19 protein-coding genes are annotated in these 14,880 nt (G+C 63.4%); 12 read left to right on the forward strand and 7 right to left on the reverse strand.

Annotation, left to right across the window (positions count from 1 at the left end; genetic code table 11):
* The 5 genes from LI953_RS14220 to trbJ all read right to left on the reverse strand — a co-directional run.
* Positions 1–847, reverse strand: an 847-nt coding sequence (locus LI953_RS14220) for a hypothetical protein (protein ID WP_227076757.1), incomplete at its 3' end; no start/stop codon positions are given.
* Positions 847–2,799 (reverse strand): P-type conjugative transfer protein TrbL, encoded by a 1,953-nt coding sequence (trbL, locus tag LI953_RS14225; protein WP_227076758.1) that lies wholly within the window; start codon positions 2,797–2,799, stop codon positions 847–849. The genes LI953_RS14220 and trbL, both read right to left, overlap by 1 nt.
* Before the next feature lie 2 nt (positions 2,800–2,801).
* Complete coding sequence (locus tag LI953_RS14230) at positions 2,802–3,026, reverse strand: hypothetical protein (protein ID WP_227076759.1); 225 nt, start codon at positions 3,024–3,026, stop codon at positions 2,802–2,804.
* A complete protein-coding gene (locus tag LI953_RS14235) occupies positions 3,019–3,243 on the reverse strand; it encodes a hypothetical protein (RefSeq protein ID WP_227076760.1) in 225 nt (74 codons plus the stop codon). Before LI953_RS14235 ends, LI953_RS14230 begins: the two co-directional genes overlap by 8 nt.
* A 43-nt stretch (positions 3,244–3,286) precedes the next feature.
* Positions 3,287–4,087, reverse strand: coding sequence for a P-type conjugative transfer protein TrbJ (trbJ, locus tag LI953_RS14240; RefSeq protein ID WP_227076761.1), 801 nt, complete (start codon positions 4,085–4,087; stop codon positions 3,287–3,289).
* A gap of 403 nt (positions 4,088–4,490) precedes the next feature.
* Here trbJ and LI953_RS14245 point away from each other — a divergent pair, with 403 nt between their 5' ends.
* From LI953_RS14245 to LI953_RS14260, 4 genes are all read left to right on the forward strand, one after another.
* Entirely contained in the window at positions 4,491–4,892 is a 402-nt protein-coding gene (locus LI953_RS14245) for a hypothetical protein (RefSeq protein ID WP_227076762.1), read from the forward strand.
* A 7-nt stretch (positions 4,893–4,899) separates the two neighbouring features.
* Positions 4,900–5,208 carry a hypothetical protein gene (locus LI953_RS14250; protein ID WP_227076763.1) on the forward strand — a complete coding sequence of 103 codons (309 nt, stop codon included), beginning with the start codon at positions 4,900–4,902 and terminating at the stop codon, positions 5,206–5,208.
* A gap of 88 nt (positions 5,209–5,296) precedes the next feature.
* The gene (locus LI953_RS14255) at positions 5,297–5,584 is read left to right on the forward strand and encodes a hypothetical protein (protein WP_227076764.1); all 288 of its coding nucleotides are present in this window, start codon (positions 5,297–5,299) and stop codon (positions 5,582–5,584) included.
* 16 nt (positions 5,585–5,600) lie between these two features.
* A complete protein-coding gene (locus LI953_RS14260; RefSeq protein WP_227076765.1) occupies positions 5,601–5,909 on the forward strand; it encodes a hypothetical protein in 309 nt (102 codons plus the stop codon).
* A gap of 119 nt (positions 5,910–6,028) precedes the next feature.
* Here LI953_RS14260 and LI953_RS14265 read toward each other — a convergent pair whose 3' ends face one another.
* Positions 6,029–6,277: a hypothetical protein gene (locus LI953_RS14265; protein ID WP_227076766.1), complete on the reverse strand. Its 249-nt coding sequence runs from the start codon at positions 6,275–6,277 to the stop codon at positions 6,029–6,031.
* A 217-nt stretch (positions 6,278–6,494) separates the two neighbouring features.
* On the opposite strand from LI953_RS14265, the gene LI953_RS14270 reads away from it, so the two are divergent.
* The 8 genes from LI953_RS14270 to LI953_RS14305 all read left to right on the forward strand — a co-directional run bounded on the left by LI953_RS14270 (position 6,495) and on the right by LI953_RS14305 (position 14,521).
* Positions 6,495–7,076, forward strand: coding sequence for a recombinase family protein (locus tag LI953_RS14270; RefSeq protein WP_227076767.1), 582 nt, complete (start codon positions 6,495–6,497; stop codon positions 7,074–7,076).
* Between the two features lie 6 nt (positions 7,077–7,082).
* On the forward strand, positions 7,083–8,075 hold the full coding sequence (locus tag LI953_RS14275; RefSeq protein WP_227076768.1) for a site-specific DNA-methyltransferase: 993 nt from the start codon (positions 7,083–7,085) through the stop codon (positions 8,073–8,075).
* Between the two features lie 4 nt (positions 8,076–8,079).
* Positions 8,080–9,210 carry a hypothetical protein gene (locus LI953_RS14280; RefSeq protein ID WP_227076769.1) on the forward strand — a complete coding sequence of 377 codons (1,131 nt, stop codon included), beginning with the start codon at positions 8,080–8,082 and terminating at the stop codon, positions 9,208–9,210.
* Positions 9,211–9,338: 128 nt separating this feature from the next.
* On the forward strand, positions 9,339–9,968 hold the full coding sequence (gene parA, locus LI953_RS14285; RefSeq protein WP_304505195.1) for a ParA family partition ATPase: 630 nt from the start codon (positions 9,339–9,341) through the stop codon (positions 9,966–9,968).
* The gene (locus LI953_RS14290; protein ID WP_227076770.1) at positions 9,965–10,198 is read left to right on the forward strand and encodes a plasmid partition protein ParG; all 234 of its coding nucleotides are present in this window, start codon (positions 9,965–9,967) and stop codon (positions 10,196–10,198) included. The genes parA and LI953_RS14290 overlap by 4 nt, the downstream gene beginning before the upstream one ends.
* A 30-nt stretch (positions 10,199–10,228) precedes the next feature.
* Positions 10,229–11,395, forward strand: a complete 1,167-nt coding sequence (locus tag LI953_RS14295; RefSeq protein ID WP_227076771.1) for a replication protein RepA — start codon at positions 10,229–10,231, stop codon at positions 11,393–11,395.
* Positions 11,396–12,272: 877 nt separating this feature from the next.
* Entirely contained in the window at positions 12,273–13,169 is an 897-nt protein-coding gene (locus LI953_RS14300) for a DNA-binding protein (RefSeq protein ID WP_227076772.1), read from the forward strand.
* Between the two features lie 677 nt (positions 13,170–13,846).
* Positions 13,847–14,521, forward strand: a complete 675-nt coding sequence (locus tag LI953_RS14305; RefSeq protein ID WP_227076773.1) for a DUF5710 domain-containing protein — start codon at positions 13,847–13,849, stop codon at positions 14,519–14,521.
* Between the two features lie 30 nt (positions 14,522–14,551).
* On the opposite strand, the gene LI953_RS14310 is transcribed toward LI953_RS14305, so the two are convergent.
* A partial coding sequence (locus LI953_RS14310; protein ID WP_227076774.1) for a nitrilase-related carbon-nitrogen hydrolase occupies positions 14,552–14,880 on the reverse strand: 329 nt, incomplete at its 5' end.

The following is a 14,880-nucleotide window of genomic DNA, read 5'->3' on the forward strand; positions in this document are numbered from 1 at the left end:
GGACCAGCGCATTCTGCAGCTGGCGATCCGCGCCCAGGACTTCAGCGCCGACCAGGACGGCGCTGCCTTTGGCCTTCAGCTGGGCCGACAGATCGGCCAGCATCGAGGCATTGAAGGCATCCCCTTGGCGTACAGGCGGCAGCACGGTTTCCGGCAAGACCAGAACCCGGCCGGGTTCGAGCTGGGCCGCCATCATCATGACCTGCGCCATGCGCTGGCCTTCCGCCAGGAAGTTGCGGGCGGCGGCCGTCTGCAGTCGCGCAAACGTGGTGTCACGGCCTGACCAGGTAGCCGACCATTCGGCCGGCTTGGCCTGCAGCGCGACAATGTTGGCCACCACGGCCACGCTGGCCAGGGCCGTGACCGCTGGCCAACGCTTCAGCACGACCAGGACGAGCAAGGCGACCAGGCCGGCCAGGCCGAGGAAGCCCAAGCCAGGGAACCACCAGCCGGCGGCCGTCAAGGGGTTCACCCAGCCAATGAAGCCGATCGGAGGTAGGGCCGTCAGAAGCAACGCCGCCGGCATGGTCCACGCCTGCCGGCGTGGGGATGCACTCCAAAGGAGAAGCCAGGGGACCGCATTGACCAGGCCAGCGGCCGCCCACAGTGCCCAGCTGAACCAGAGGGGGGCCGATTCCGCGAAGAAGATTCCCGCCCCGAAGGGCAGGCCCCGGCTGGCGGCCAGGTAGTAGGCCAGCGCGACCGCCCCGGCCCACCACCGGGAGCCGGCGAGGCTCCATAGCAGGGGCACAAAGGCTGCCAGGCCGGCGAGCCAGGGCAGGCCCTCATGTCCCCACGCGAAGCCGCAAAGAGCGCCGGCGACAGTCAGAAGAAGGCCGCGCTTCATCACTCATGTCCGCCGTGATTGATGTTCACGCTGCCGCCGGTTTGCCCGCCGGTCTTTTCGACCTCGCTGATAGCCTTTTGGGCTGCAGCGATAGCGGTGGATGCCGCCGATCTTGGCGCTTCCGGCTGTGCACCATCCTGGGCGTTGGCGTTGGCGTTGCTGTTTGTACCTGGCGCGACCGAGGAAGCTGGAGCGGCTGGCGATGCACTGCTTGCCGACAACTCAGGTAACGGCGCAGGGGGCGCTGCGGGAGCGGCGGGCGAGCTGCTAGCCGAGGCGCTGTCAGCAATCGGGGCGGCTGCGGATTCGGTGGCGTCCGCCGGTGCCTCGGGCGCCGGCGCGGATGCTGCAGGCGCTTTTGCGGGCGCTGTGGGCATAGTCGCCGGCGTCGAGCTGTTGGTCGGGGAGGCTGCTGCAGGCGCGGCCGGCTGTGCGGGTGCGCCTGCGCTGGTACTGGCGACCGGCGCGCTTGCTGCACCGGACACGGAGGCCGAGACAGCGTGCTGACCGGACGCGCTGCTTTCCGCGCTGACCGGCGCGGCCGGCGATTCGGGGGCGGCCGCCGGCGCTGTGGGCGCGGCCGGTGTCTCCCGTGTGGCCTCCGGCGCAGCCGTGTCGCTTGCCGGCGCTGTGGGCGTTGCTGCGGTCGGCGCGGCAGTTGTCCCCGAAGGTGTAGGCGCAGCAGGCGCGGCGGGGGCCGGCGGCTGCGCGCCCGGCACGGATGCCGACGCGACACTGGCCGCCGCGTTAGATTCGCGGATCGAGGCGGTCCGGTTGTCAATGCGCTCGGCCAGGCGGCCGCCCGCCGAGCCGGAACCCAGCCCCTTGACCTTTTCCATCGCGGCCTCGCCAACGGCGCTACCGACTGCGCCGGCCGCACCGGCAGCGGTCGGGACGAGACCGGTTGCGCCCTTCTCCCGCGCTTGCGTGATGGCGGACTGGCCGGCACGGATTGCCCCGGCCAAGCCGTTCGCCACGGTCGATCCGCCTGCATACATCGCGCCGGCGGCCGCACCGATAGCCCCACCAGCGGCGAGCGCGCCGGCGGCACCGTCACCGGCCGACAGGGACGCCGTGCCGCTCAAGAGGTCCGACGCCAAGGTGGGCACCTTCAGCGTCAGCATGAAGAGCAGCACCGAACCAGCCAGGACGGTCCAGATTGGCTTCAAGTTGGTCAGCGACAGTTGGGCGATCTCGTTGCCGAAGTCCTGTGCCAGCGTGGTCCCCACGGCGATGATGAAGTAGATCGCCATGAAACGAACGCCATAGACCAAGGGCGTGGTGAAGACCTTCATCGCCACGTCCTTCGTCCACTTCATCGCGCCGAAGGCCAGGACGATCGGATACACCGCCAGGTAGAACCACAGCTGAATCCAGGCGACCGCGAACTGCGCGGCCAGCATGGCGTAGCAGATGATGATGACCAGCAAGGACGTGCCGATGAGAACGGCGGCGAACGGGTTTGCCATCGCCGCGATACCGGCAGGCACAGGCACGCCGGCGACCGTGGCGTTATCCGCGAAGCTGTTGATCATCACATTGACCAGGTCAACGCCCTGCCAGAACACATCGCCGGGACTGATGACGCTGGTATTGGCACCCGTCTTTCCCAGCTGGATGAAGCCGTTGACGAACGCGAGCGGCACCGAAGGGTTGTTCATGACCCACAGGACCAGGCCCATCCACATGACGCGGAAGATGACGGCCACGCCGATTTCGGCCGTGTCCGCCCCTTTGATGAGTCTTCCCAGGACGGTCCACACCAGGTCAATCGTGAAGAGCGTGAAGCAAAGCTTCAGCGCCGCGCCGGAGATGGCCGTACCGAACTGCTGTGCCGCCGTCTGGTACTTGTCCATGATGTTGCCCACGTCATAGCCGCCGGTGTCGGCGAACGCGGGCGCGGCGAGCACAAGAAGGCCCGCCACCACTAGCCACAGGTTGCGATGCTTCATGGTCAGTACCCCTTCATGCCGGACTCGCCAGACTTGCGAACGGTGTGCTTGCAGTCAGCGGGGCCGCTCGCCGGCGTGTTGCCGCACTGCTTGAGCATCATTTGCAGGGCTTGGTCTTGGGCCTTTTGGTGGGCGGAAGCGTCTTCTGCAGCCTTGTCGCCGCAGCCGGCCAGGCCGGCGGTCAGTGCGATCAAGACAAGCGCGGCGATGGCGTTGGCCTTACGCATGATTCGCCTCCTGATCCTGTGCGCGGTCTTTGCTGGGCGCGCCGCTGGCGAAAGCCACCAGGAACACGAAGACCGCCGGTAGACCGAGCAGAGCAGCGGCGGCGAGGGTTGAGGTGACGGCCTGGCGCGCAGGCTCGAAGAGCATCGAGCCGAGCATGACGACCAGGACGGCGGCGACGAACGAGACAGCCCGCTTTTGTGCGTGATTGAGCTTCATGGTTAGGTGTCCTTGATTGGTGAAGTGGTGGGCTTCGGTTGGCTCAGTAGCCACGGAAGCCGCTTTGGCCGGGCTGGCGCACTGTGCCGTCGCCTTGCTTCAGCATCGTCTGCAGGGCATCCGTGTGGTCCGCTTGGACCTGCGCCTGCATCCCCAGGTAGTTCGACTGCGCCATGGCTTGGGTGGCGAGCAACTGGCGCAGCTTCTGCAGCTGGTCCACCGTTTGGCTGGCGATCATGTTGCCGGCCTGGATTGCCTGCAGAGAGCCTTGCGAGCCAGCCGAAATGCCTTGAATCTGCGCGATGGCGTTGCGCTCGGTGTCGAACTGTTGAACGTCCAGGCCGGCGTTCTGCAGCGCGGTGTTGAGGCCGCCCATGGCCTTCGTCATCAGGTCCTTGTACTTGGCGCCGTAGCTCGTATTCCCGGCGGTTTGCGCGAAGCCTGGGAAGGCTTGCCGGAACTGCTGGTCCACGTTGGCCGCCGCATAGCTGATGGCCTGGGTCTGGCCCACCAACTGCGTCAGCTGCACCAGGTCCGACTGCGCTTGGCCCCAGAGCTGCTGCGGGGCGGCGATGAGGTTCTTCAGCTGAGACTGCATCATCTGAACCTGCTGCAGCGTCTGCTGGACCTCCTGGTACATCTGCGCTGACTGCTGCACCAGCTCGGTGTTGTTCAGGATCTGCGTCACCTCCGTCGCGCCGCCGTTGCCGGCCACGCTGCCGGCGTTCGCGGTGGACATGACCATGCTGCCGGCCAGGGCCATCAGGGCCGCCTTCCTCATGGCCCGCGTCACATACGTTTTCTTGTCGGCTTGCTTGCCGACCCCTTGACTGTTTCCGTTCATCTCAGCACCTCGATAAGTTGCGTTTTGGGAAGCCGAAACACGCGGTTTCGGCGGCTACTCCAAGGGCTGAAAGTCACACAAGCCCTTGATTCATAAGGCTTTGCACGTATGGCTTGCGCTGTATCCGAACCGAACAGCATAGACATACATTATTTATTGTGTGTCTTTCCGGTGTTTTGTGCCGGATTTGCTGGGCTTGTTTTTGCTGACTAGTCAGAAAAATCTATCTAAATCAACGGTTTACATAGCATGCCGCGTGCTGGGCCTTGTCGTCATCCTATGCTAGTGTATGTCTACAGTCAACAAAACGACCGATAAAAAAAGTGTGTGTCTAGTGCTTGCGTGAAGCGACTAGATAGACGTACACTTGTTTTGTATGTCGCCCCACCAGGAGAACACCTAAATGCAGATACGCCACGTGCGGGGCCGCACCCAGTTCTTGCGCACCTACTACGTCAAGGAGCTGAAGCGCTCCAAGCAGAAGCTCATCGGCTCGATTGCTCGCGGAGCGACCGAGCTGCCGCCCGACCTGGCGGCCAAGATGAACGAGGAAGAAAAAGCGGAGTTCGCCGCCTGGCTGGACAAGCAGCGGGAAGCGGAGCGCGAGGCTCTGGCCGCCCAGGAAATAGACCGACTACCTCACAGCCTGCAGAACGTCGCAGGCCACGTGATGCGAGGTGTCCCACTCACTGGCGGGCAGGCTTTAGGCATGTGGGAAGGGATGGCGCAGCTGCGCCGCCAACTCACAAAGGCGGGGTACACCAAGCCCCATTTGACTGACAAAGAACCCTCTTCACAGGAGTAGAGAAACCATGAGCTATCAGGCCGCACATATGACGCTGGTGATGGATCGCATGACAGAAATCATGTCGATTCAGCATGTCTTCGATGACCAGGTGGACCAGCCGGACGGCGGCCCGCTCAAGTACGTTTTGGAGGTCGGAGCGGACCGCTTCGCGGTGTTCCGCAGCGACCGCACCGGCGACATGATCGTGTCGCCCCTGGCGATGGTGGACTTTCTGGAAGATGACGACCCGGAGGCCCCTACCCCCGTCCTTCGCCTTGGCGCTTTGGCCGAGCCGCCCAGGGCACGGGCCGAGCTGGGTCCTGCTTACTGGTGATCTTTTTTCGACTTCAAAAGCGTAAATGTGTAATTCTGCTTTTGAGTCATAAATGAAATACGGAAATACGCCGAAGGAGTGATTGACTATGTTTTTCCTGACCTACGTGAAGAGCGAGAGGGCCGGCGGCCTTCGCGTGACCCTTCCCGACTTCAACCTGTACACGATGGCCTTGGCCGTGGTCGAGATTCCCGACCGGCTGCAGGGAGTGATCGCCGACGAATACAAGGGCAAGGTGCCCCGTTCGTCGCGCCTTGAGGACCTGCAGGACGACCCCCGTTTTCATGATGGCTGGTGGCTCTGGCTGAACATCGACGTTGACCAGGTGGGCCACCGGCGCGGCCCCCGTGTTGCCAAGCGCGTCACCAAGCAATGAGCAGGAGGCACCGAGCATGAAAGCCCTGAATGCCTTCTTTGGCGTCCTGATCCTGGCGGCCGCTGTGGCCGCCTCCCCTGCTGCCTTGGGCAGCATCCTTGCCGGCCTGGCCGGCTTGTTCCTGATGGCATCGACGGCGCTGCCTGGCATTGCCCAGCCGATGATGCCGGCGGCCGCGCCCGCGCCGATTGCCGCCCACGTGGCCCACGTGGCCCACGTGTCGGAGCCGCTGCGCGTCTTCGAGCTGGAAGGCGGCGGCGGTGTCGTCGTGTTCCGCACGATCAACGGCAAGCTGGTCAGCCGCATGTACCGCGTCCAAGCCTGACAGGTGACGCCATGACAGCAGACGGAAAAAAGCCCCGCCGACTGGCGAGGCTGAAGACTGCGGGCATCAGGGAGGAAAACGCCGCTACAAGGGCAGTCCCCCCGATTATCGGCGCGGCTTCACCCGGCCCGCTTCATTGCGTACCGGACCATGCTGGACCAGCCGCCAGGGTGCAGGCTCGCGGCCGTCCGTTCAAAGAAGTCATCACACATGGCTTCCATGCCCTGCTGATGGTTGCCGTCGTGCATGCCGATGTAGAACGTCGCCAGCTCCTGCAGCTCGTGACGCAGCCGAGCGCGTTGGGCGTCCCTTGCCTGGCTGATTGTCTTGCCGCCGTCGCGTAGTGCCTGCCTTGAATCGTCATTCATTGTTTGCGCCTTCCTGTAAATGTGTTTCTGTGGTTATGTGTTCGTGTGATTGGATGCGTGTACACGCTGCTGATTGACTGCCTCGCCTGCCTGCAGGGTGTCCGCCAAACGTTCGATTGGCGAGCGCCCGCACTTTCCCGTGGTTCGCCAGTTAAAACTGTTCGTTTTGCCGTCCGTGAATTAAAATGATTATCGAACGGATTGACGGACAGAGCCAATGAAAATCGGATACGCCCGCGTATCGACCGACGACCAAACCCTAGACCTGCAGCGGGACGCCCTCACTGCGGCCGGCTGTGAACGCCTTTTCGAGGACAAGGCCAGCGGCGCGAAGGTTGACCGCCCCGGCCTGGCCGAAGCCCTGGCCTTCGCACGCAAGGGCGATGTGCTGGTGGTGTGGCGACTTGACCGCCTTGGCCGGTCCCTGCCTGAGCTGGTGCGCCTGGTGGGCGAGCTGGACGCCGCCGGCGTGGGTTTCGAGAGCCTGACCGAGAAGATCGACGCGACCACGGCCGCCGGCCGCCTGGTCTTCCATGTCTTCGCCGCCCTGGCCGAGTTTGAGCGCAACCTGATCCGCGAGCGCACGCATGCCGGCCTGGCGTCAGCCCGCGCACGTGGCCGCAAAGGCGGCCGCCGTGAGCTGCCGGCCGAGAAACAGGCTGTCATTCGCTCGATGGCCGACAAGCCGCCTGCCGAAGTCTGCAAGGCGCTGGGTATCAGCCGCTCGACCTTCTACAAGTACGCGCAGTGCCGGGCTAACCCGTCAGGCGTGGGTATCCTTCACACCAAACAGGAGTAAAAAACAATGACCAAAAAACCAACCTTGAAGTTGGTGCATGTAGCGGCAGGGCAAGCGCCCTGCCGTTCTGCATCGGAGGTATCCGCGCCGAAGGGCCCGCCCAAGCCCGCCGAAACCGGGCAGCTGCTGCTGGACAAGATGCTTGATGATGGCGTGATCGAGGGCGATTCGCTGGCCGTCCTGCCGGCGCTGCCACGTGAAAGCGTGGATCTGTTTTTCACGTCGCCGCCTTATGCCGATGCACGGGCCTACAGCCGCATCCATCCTGATCGCTATGTCGAATGGTTCCTGCCCTTCGCACGTGCGATGTACGACGCGGCCAAGCCCAGCGGCAGCCTCATCATCAACATCAAGAACCGGGTAGCAAACCGGGGCCCGCTGAAGGGCCAGCGTCACCCATACGTGTATCAGCTGGTCCTGGCACTACAAAACATGGGCTGGCGGTGGGTCGAAACCTACATTTGGTCCAAGCCCAACGCTGTGCCGGGCAAGTTCGGCCCGAGGACGAAAGACAGCTTCGAGTACGTCTATCACTTCGCACGCGGGAACAAGCCTTTCTTTGACCTCAACGCCGTGCGCGTGCCCTACAAGGCCGACGCCTTGGAGATCGAGCGGCGCAAGAAGGACAAGCTGGGCCGGCGCAGCACGGAAGCCGGCTTTGGCCGCGACCGGACCAAGACCTATCTCCTGGGCGGCGCTGACCCTGGCAACGTAGTGGCGGTTTCGCAGACCTACAACCAGCACCGGGGCGTGGCCCACACGGCCGCAATGCCCGAGGGCCTGGCCGAGTTCTTCATTAAGGCCGCAAGCCCCACCGGCGGCGTCGTGGTGGACCCCTTCGCGGGTGGAGCGACTACGGTAGTTGTTGGCCGCCGACTTGGCCGCCAGGCCGGCGGCATCGAGCTGCACGAAGACTTCGTGAAGGAAGGTTTGCGCCGCATCGCGGCTGACCTGGCCGACGACACGCCCGGCCAGCTGGTCAACGCGATGGGGGTATGAGCCGGTGACTGTTGAAGCAACTATTGAGGCCATCCTGGGAGCTGGCACATTCACCCAGCGCATTCAGCAAATCCGCCTTGTGCCCCAGCGTCACGGCACGGAGGACCACGGCACGATTTACGCGGCCGTGGCCCGCGAGCTGTACATGCCGCACTTGGCCCCGGACTTCGCCTATATCCACGAATCCCCGTTCTACGAGACTGAACACTTCTTCGCTGCCTACGAGGTGGCGGCCAGGCTGACCGAGGGCTTCACCCGCGTCAGCGAAGCCGAGCTGCAGGCCGTCCTTTTGGAGTGTCCGCGCACGCTGTTGGTCTTCCGCACGCTGCTGGGTTTGACGAAAGACGAGTTCGCCCATTCGACGCTGCTGGCTGGCGGTCCTGACGAGCTTGCCCCGCTGACGGCGGCGCAGATCGACACGCTAGAGCGCAGCGCGATCGACTACCAGCGGCCCAACACGGCGGCCGCGCTGGCCAAGGCGACAGCGCAGGCCCAAATCGGGGCCAAGACGATCACGATGGCGATGGACGGAGAGCTGTTCGGCGATGCACCGGCCGGGCTCAAGAGCAAGCAGCGCAAGCCCGACACTGAAAGCGGGTGGGCCAGTGTCCGCAACTTCGCGGCCAACGGCGTGCCCCTGCGCGTGTTCCTGCACCAGCGCCACTATGGCGGCGCTTTCCGCCAGGTCCTCGATGCCACATCGACCCTGCGCGGGGACTTGATCGAGGACGCTGTAGAAGCGCTGTTCACGGCTCGCGGTATCTCGTTCATTCGCACGGGGAGCCACAACCAGGCCGACATTGCCAGGCGCTTCGAGGTCCACGTGACGCCGGCGCCTGACTTCGTGGTGTACGACCCGGCCGACGACACCCTGAAGGCCATGCTTGAGTGCAAGGGCACCAACAACGGCGGCACGGCCCGAGACAAGGCCCTGCGCTTCCGCAGCCTCAAGGCGGAATCCGTGCGCCTTGGTGGCGTTCCACTTATCGCTGTGCTGGGTGGCATTGGCTGGGCACGGATCAATGACGCCCTTGGCCCCGTGGTGCGTGACACCGATGGCCGGGTGTTCACCCTGTCCACGCTGGCATCCATGCTTGAGGTTGCGCCCTTCCCCGGCTTGGTCACGCTGCCCTGACAGATCAGCTGCACCAACCCACCGACGCCCCGGCCGACACCGGGGCGTTTTTCATGGTGCCGGCATCTTGTGCGCTGTTCATGTTTTCTGTAAAATTACAGATACGGCAATGCGAAAAAGAGGAAAACATGATTATCGGAGTCTTGAACCAAAAGGGCGGAGTAGGGAAGACGACGCTTAGCGTCAACCTAGCCGCCTGCCTGGCCCGCGACGGTTCGCGGGTCTTGCTCATCGACGCGGACCCCCAGGGCAGCGCCCTTGATTGGGCTGCAGCACGCCAAGGCGAACCTCTGTTCTCTGTGGTGGGCTTCCCCCGGCCGTCCATCCACAAGGAAATCGGCCAGATCGGCCAGGGCTATGACCACATCGTCATCGACGGCCCGCCCCGCGTCACCGACCTGGCCCGCTCCGCGATCATGGCCGCCGATGTGGTCCTGATCCCCGTGCAGCCGTCGCCCTATGACATTTGGGCGGCCGAAGAGGTTGTGAAGCTGATCGACGAGGCCCGCATTTACAAGGATTCCATTAAATCCGCGTTTGTGGTTAATCGTAAAATCACAAACACCGCAATCGGGCGCGACGTGCGCGAGGCCCTGGCCGCCTACCCGGTGCACGTGCTGAATGCGGCCGTGACGCAGCGCGTCGTCTTCGCCGAGGCGGCCGCGCAAGGGCAGGCCGTTTTCGAGATTGACCACAACGGGCCGGCAACGGCCGAGATTCAGGCGGTTGCCGCCGAGCTGATGGAGTACGCCAAATGAGTACCAAGAAGATCGCCATTGGAACCAAGCCCACCAACAAGCCAGCGCCCGCCGGCGCTGATGCCTGGGTGGAAAACCGTGCCGCAGATGAGCCGGAAAAGATGAAGCGGCTGACCATCGACATCACCGAGGGCCTGCACCGTCGCATCAAGTCGCAATGCGCCATGAACGGCACCAAGATCGCGGACGAGGTGCGCGAGCTGCTTTTGAAGAAATACGGAACAGCGTAAATACAGTTTTACGCCAAAAAGGAGGGGCGCATGCTGAAGAAAATCACCGATGCAATGAAGGAGCTGACGCCGGCAGAAATGCGCGCCTGGCGCGAAGGCTACCGGTCCCACCTTGAGGCGAAAGGCATGCCCCCCGAGGATGCCGCCGACTACGCGGCAAAGGTTGCATACCGGCCGGACCTGTACCAGCCACCAGGTGCAACGCCGGACCTGTTCCAGCTGACGCCACCGCCTACGGAAACCGCAAAGCCGAAGAAGCCGGCCACGGCCGCCCGCACCAAGCCCGCCGTCACGCTGCCAGCCGTAATTCCTGCAAAGCCTAAAGAGGGGCCATCGACCAGGAGAGAAGCCAAGCTGATCGACGTAAGCACAGCGATTGCGTCCGAGTCACCGACCCCTGATGACATGGCCTTTACGCACTCTGTTCTGTGCCAGGTCGGTTTGCCTCGCGCTAAGGTGGAGGGCCGCGAGTTCCTGCGGCAATCAGGGGCCGCCTGGCTGAACGTACAAGCCGGCGTGCTGGACGAAGGCAATGGGCCTGTCCTGCAACCAATCCCATACGGACCTGTTCCCCGCCTGGCTTTGGCTTGGGTGTCCACCTTTGCCATGCGCCACAAGACCCGAGAAATTCACATCGGAGAGAGCGCGGCCGAGTTCTTGCGGCTTATGGGCATGGACGATCAAGGGGCACGGTACGCAACCCTGCGAAAGCAAATGCACGCCTTGGCCGCCTGTCGCCTGCAGCTGGGCCTGAAAGGCCGCACATTCAACGGCAACCCCGTGGAGCAGTTCGACGCCTGGCTGAACAACAAAGAAACCAAGCAGAAGGCGCTATGGCCTGGCGTCATGCTCCTGTCTGACGGCTACTTTCAGCAGCTGGTGGAGCATGGCGTTCCACTCGACAACCGGGCGTTGCATGCGTTGAAGGGCTCAGCCTTGGCGCTGGACGTGTACACCTGGCTTGCGCATCGTCTCCACCGCATCGAGAGCCGGCCGCTGATCCTGCACTGGAAGTCACTGCGGGAGCAGTTCGCGCAGGAGTACCAGGGCAAAGACCCTGACAAGGACTTCAAGAAGAAGTTTCTCCCTGCTCTGCAGGCTGCGCTGGCCGTGTACCCACAGGCCAAGGTGAAGCAAGTCACCGGCGGGCTGATGCTGCAGGCGTCGCCCCCCCCAATCAGCTACAAAAAGAGCTGATTCAGTCAGCCGAATTCCGTTAGATCGGACCCCCCCCGCGTAGCGTCTTGGGAGCCAAGACATGCGGTTTCGGGGAGGCTGACGGCCACGACCACCCACGGCCGCAGGGGCAACCACGCCAAAAAGGATGCGTGTACACGCCTTCCCTTCATGCTGGCCAGGTGGACAAGGCTGTGATTTGTTGAAGTTGTCCACGTTAGATCGGACCCCCCCACCTTCGATAAATCAGACCCCCCCACCCCCCAAACCGTCGATAAATCAGACCCCCCCGGCGTCGATAAATCAGACCCCCCCTAAACCGGTACGGTGTTTCCGGTAGTCTTTTCCTATACGTTTTACTGGTAGCAAGAGACCCGTTTTCTGTGGAAAACGAGCCTCAAGCGGCCTAGCGGCCGTGGCACCCCCTGCGGGGGTTCCCCCGGACAAGCCGGCTCCCCCTCCCCTCTATCGAGGCCCCCAAGGGGGCGGAACAGGTCCCCCGTGTGCGCCACCAGCTGCGCGTTGAACTGGCGACCGTGGAGCGCCACCGCTGCAGGTTAGCCAGGAGGGGGGTGGTCTGCCACCGCCTTGGCGTCAAACAAGCGGCATCGCCGCACGGAAGGCCCAAGGGTTGACTCCAAAAGGAAGGCCGGGAGCGCCAACCACCAGGCCATCGACAGAGGCCACAGGAGCGCCGCCAAGGCGTCAAAACGACCGGGCCGCACCCTACCCCCTGAACCGACCACGGAAACGCGCCTATGGGCCGTTTTTGTGGGTTTTCCGTGTTCAGCCCTGCCGCGTGGCCGCCGCGATCCTGCCGGCGCTTGACTTTTCCATATCATAGCGTATCATATCATTCATATCGTACCGTATCATATCAACCGAAAGAGAGGCCAACATGGGACGCGAAGCCAACATTACCCCCGAACAAGTCCACGCCATCGCCGACGCGATCAAAGCCGAAGGCGGCAAGCCCACCTTGCGGGCCGTGCGCGAGCGGCTGGGCACCGGCAGCATGGGCACCATCGCCAAGCTGTTGCAGCAGTGGAAGGCCGGCCAAGAGCGCCAGGCGGCCGCCGAGCTGGTTCTACCGCCGGGGCTGCAGCGTGTCGTCTTGGACTTCATGGCGGCCGAGCTGTCCGCTACACGTGCCCCGCTGGAAGCGGAGCTGGCCGAGCAGCAGCAAACCGCCGCTGACCTGGCCGCCGAGAACGAGCGCCAAGCCGGCACCATCGAGGACCAGGCTGGCGAACTGAACACCCTGGCGGCCGAGAAGGCAGCAGCAGAGGGCAAAGCCGGGCAGCTGGCCGCTGACCTGGCCGGCGCGAAGGACGAGGCCGCCCGCGAGCGTCAGGCCGCAGAGCAGGCCCGCACGGAGCTGGCAAAGGCCATGCTGCGCCTTGAAGCTATGCCGCGACTGGAAGAGGACCTGGCCGCGATCCGCGCCGAGCTGGTGAAGGAGCGCCAGGGCCGAATCGACGCGGAGCAACAGGCGGCCGTCCTGGCTGCACAGAAAACCGACCTTGAAAGCCGGCTGGTTGAAGCCAAGAAGGAAGCCGAGCGCACCGGCGAGCAGCTGCAGAAGGCCCAGGCCCGCGCCGAACAGCAGGCCGAAGCCCTGGCTGACGCCCGCGTGACGATCCAAACCAACCAGGCGCGAGCTGCCGACCTGGCCGCGCAACTCGAAACCGCCCACAAGGAAGCAGACCAGGCCAAAGCTGCAGCCAAGACAGCCGGCGAAGAGGCGGCCAAGCTGCGCGGGAAACTTGAGGCGAAGGGTTCTAAGGCCGGATGATGGCCGTTATCATGGAGGCGTCCGCGTGCTTCCCGCCACAGGTTGCGATGCAGACCGGCCAGGCTTTATGCCTGGCCTTTTTATTTGGTCTTTTCATTCAAGAGCCTAAACAGGTGAATCTTGGGAAAGTTGACCAGGTGGGTAATTGATGCGGCAACAGCTGGACGGCAGGAGCGGTGCCACCTAGCGAGCGATGCCAGCATCGCGGATATGCCCCCCTTTGGCGTCAATCAAACCCTGATGCAGTCCGCATGCCGTGAAATTGCAGTTATTCCGGGGTTTCGTGGCGTGTTGATGCAGTTTTCCCGCTGTCTTTGTGCAGTGTCCCGCAGTGCAAGTGCAGTTTTTCCGCCGTGACTTTGCCAACCAATGACGCACAGGCCACCCGGAACCACCTGGCGCGAAGCGACAGGGACACCCCGGAACCATCACAGCGGCCTAACTTCGAGGGCAGACCAAACCAGAAGACCCGAATACCAATGCATAGGGGAACATAAAGAGTGGCTGCCGTGATCGGCTGTTTTTGCTTGTTTTCCGTTGTACATCAATGCTTTGCATGTCTGCCGTTAATGTGCCAAAATGGCGAAATGGCAGCTTTAAAGCTGCCGGTTTTGGGGCTGTTTTGAGGGTGCTATACCGGCACCAGGCGGCCACGCTGACCGGAAGGAGGGGGCCACATGGGCACCAAACAAGACCGCGTGACCGTCCGCTTCGACGGCGAAACAATGGCCCAGCTCGAAGGGCTGGCCGATGCCAAGAACATGCCGGTTGCCGGCGTGGTCCGGGCGGCCTGTGATCTCTATATCAAGGACCAGAAGCTAGGGGCCGAGTTAGAAGGGGTGGAAGCCCGCCTGGCCGCGTCGATTGTCAGAACCCAGGGAGAAATCGACCAGCTTGGAAAAAGGGTTGCCAAGGCGATTTATCGGGCTGGCGATGATATTCAGCTGGTTATTGCACTGATTGACCAACTCGCCAAATTCCAATTCATTGCCACGCCTGAAGTTATTGACCAGGAGGCGGCCCTTGCAGTTGGCAATCGCCGGCATGAAGGATTTATTTCCGAGCTGCACAAGGCTTTCAGCAGCAGGAAGCGAAAGGCTGTTATTTCTTCCAAGCTGGAAGAAATGGGCGATGACCAGGCCGAGGAAGAAACTGGCCTTGTAATGGTGGACGCCGACGAAGCCGGGGGCGAGGATTCGCCAGGTGCCGCCCGCTTGCTGCTGACCGTGCCCTTTCCCGACAAGGACAGGGCCAAGGCCGCCGGGGCGGTTTGGGACAAGGAAGCGAAGGCGTTTTTCGCGCCTGCGGGTGCCGACCTGGCCGCGCTGCAGGAGTGGATGCCCAAGGAATGAAAAAGGCCGGGGACCCCGGCCTTTGTGGTTTCAGGCGTTCGTGGCCCTGACCACGGGCACCCGGAACAGTCGCCCCCAGGTGTCCAGCGCCTGGCCTTGGATAGCCGGGATGCTGGTATCTCGCGCCCACCAGTCATTCGCTGCACCCACCAGAACATCCGGCCGGTGCGCCATGCTGACCAGGACGGGGAAGGTCAGGAGCTGTTCATAGCAGATGGCATAGGCCACGCGCCGGCCGGCGACCTGGCCGATACCGCGACCCAAGGGGTTCGCGGCGATGCCGTCAGCAGCCCACGGCCGCCACATGCCAATCGGCACCGGCACCCGCTGGACCAGCGGGGCCGAGTCGTCACCGAGCA

The sequence above is a fragment of the Acidocella sp. KAb 2-4 genome (assembly GCF_020567705.1).
In the GTDB taxonomy this organism is placed as follows: Bacteria; Pseudomonadota; Alphaproteobacteria; order Acetobacterales; family Acetobacteraceae; genus Acidocella.

Bases quoted from the DNA above. Each gene is read 5' to 3' on its own strand.
- trbL (WP_227076758.1), bottom strand. From the start codon at position 2,799: ATGAAGCATCGCAACCTGTGGCTAGTGGTGGCGGGCCTTCTTGTGCTC.
- LI953_RS14230 (WP_227076759.1), bottom strand. From the start codon at position 3,026: ATGCGTAAGGCCAACGCCATCGCCGCGCTTGTCTTGATCGCACTGACC.
- LI953_RS14235 (WP_227076760.1), bottom strand. From the start codon at position 3,243: ATGAAGCTCAATCACGCACAAAAGCGGGCTGTCTCGTTCGTCGCCGCC.
- trbJ (WP_227076761.1), bottom strand. From the start codon at position 4,087: ATGAACGGAAACAGTCAAGGGGTCGGCAAGCAAGCCGACAAGAAAACG.
- LI953_RS14245 (WP_227076762.1), top strand. From the start codon at position 4,491: ATGCAGATACGCCACGTGCGGGGCCGCACCCAGTTCTTGCGCACCTAC.
- LI953_RS14250 (WP_227076763.1), top strand. From the start codon at position 4,900: ATGAGCTATCAGGCCGCACATATGACGCTGGTGATGGATCGCATGACA.
- LI953_RS14255 (WP_227076764.1), top strand. From the start codon at position 5,297: ATGTTTTTCCTGACCTACGTGAAGAGCGAGAGGGCCGGCGGCCTTCGC.
- LI953_RS14260 (WP_227076765.1), top strand. From the start codon at position 5,601: ATGAAAGCCCTGAATGCCTTCTTTGGCGTCCTGATCCTGGCGGCCGCT.
- LI953_RS14265 (WP_227076766.1), bottom strand. From the start codon at position 6,277: ATGAATGACGATTCAAGGCAGGCACTACGCGACGGCGGCAAGACAATC.
- LI953_RS14270 (WP_227076767.1), top strand. From the start codon at position 6,495: ATGAAAATCGGATACGCCCGCGTATCGACCGACGACCAAACCCTAGAC.
- LI953_RS14275 (WP_227076768.1), top strand. From the start codon at position 7,083: ATGACCAAAAAACCAACCTTGAAGTTGGTGCATGTAGCGGCAGGGCAA.
- parA (WP_304505195.1), top strand. From the start codon at position 9,339: ATGATTATCGGAGTCTTGAACCAAAAGGGCGGAGTAGGGAAGACGACG.
- LI953_RS14290 (WP_227076770.1), top strand. From the start codon at position 9,965: ATGAGTACCAAGAAGATCGCCATTGGAACCAAGCCCACCAACAAGCCA.
- LI953_RS14295 (WP_227076771.1), top strand. From the start codon at position 10,229: ATGCTGAAGAAAATCACCGATGCAATGAAGGAGCTGACGCCGGCAGAA.
- LI953_RS14300 (WP_227076772.1), top strand. From the start codon at position 12,273: ATGGGACGCGAAGCCAACATTACCCCCGAACAAGTCCACGCCATCGCC.
- LI953_RS14305 (WP_227076773.1), top strand. From the start codon at position 13,847: ATGGGCACCAAACAAGACCGCGTGACCGTCCGCTTCGACGGCGAAACA.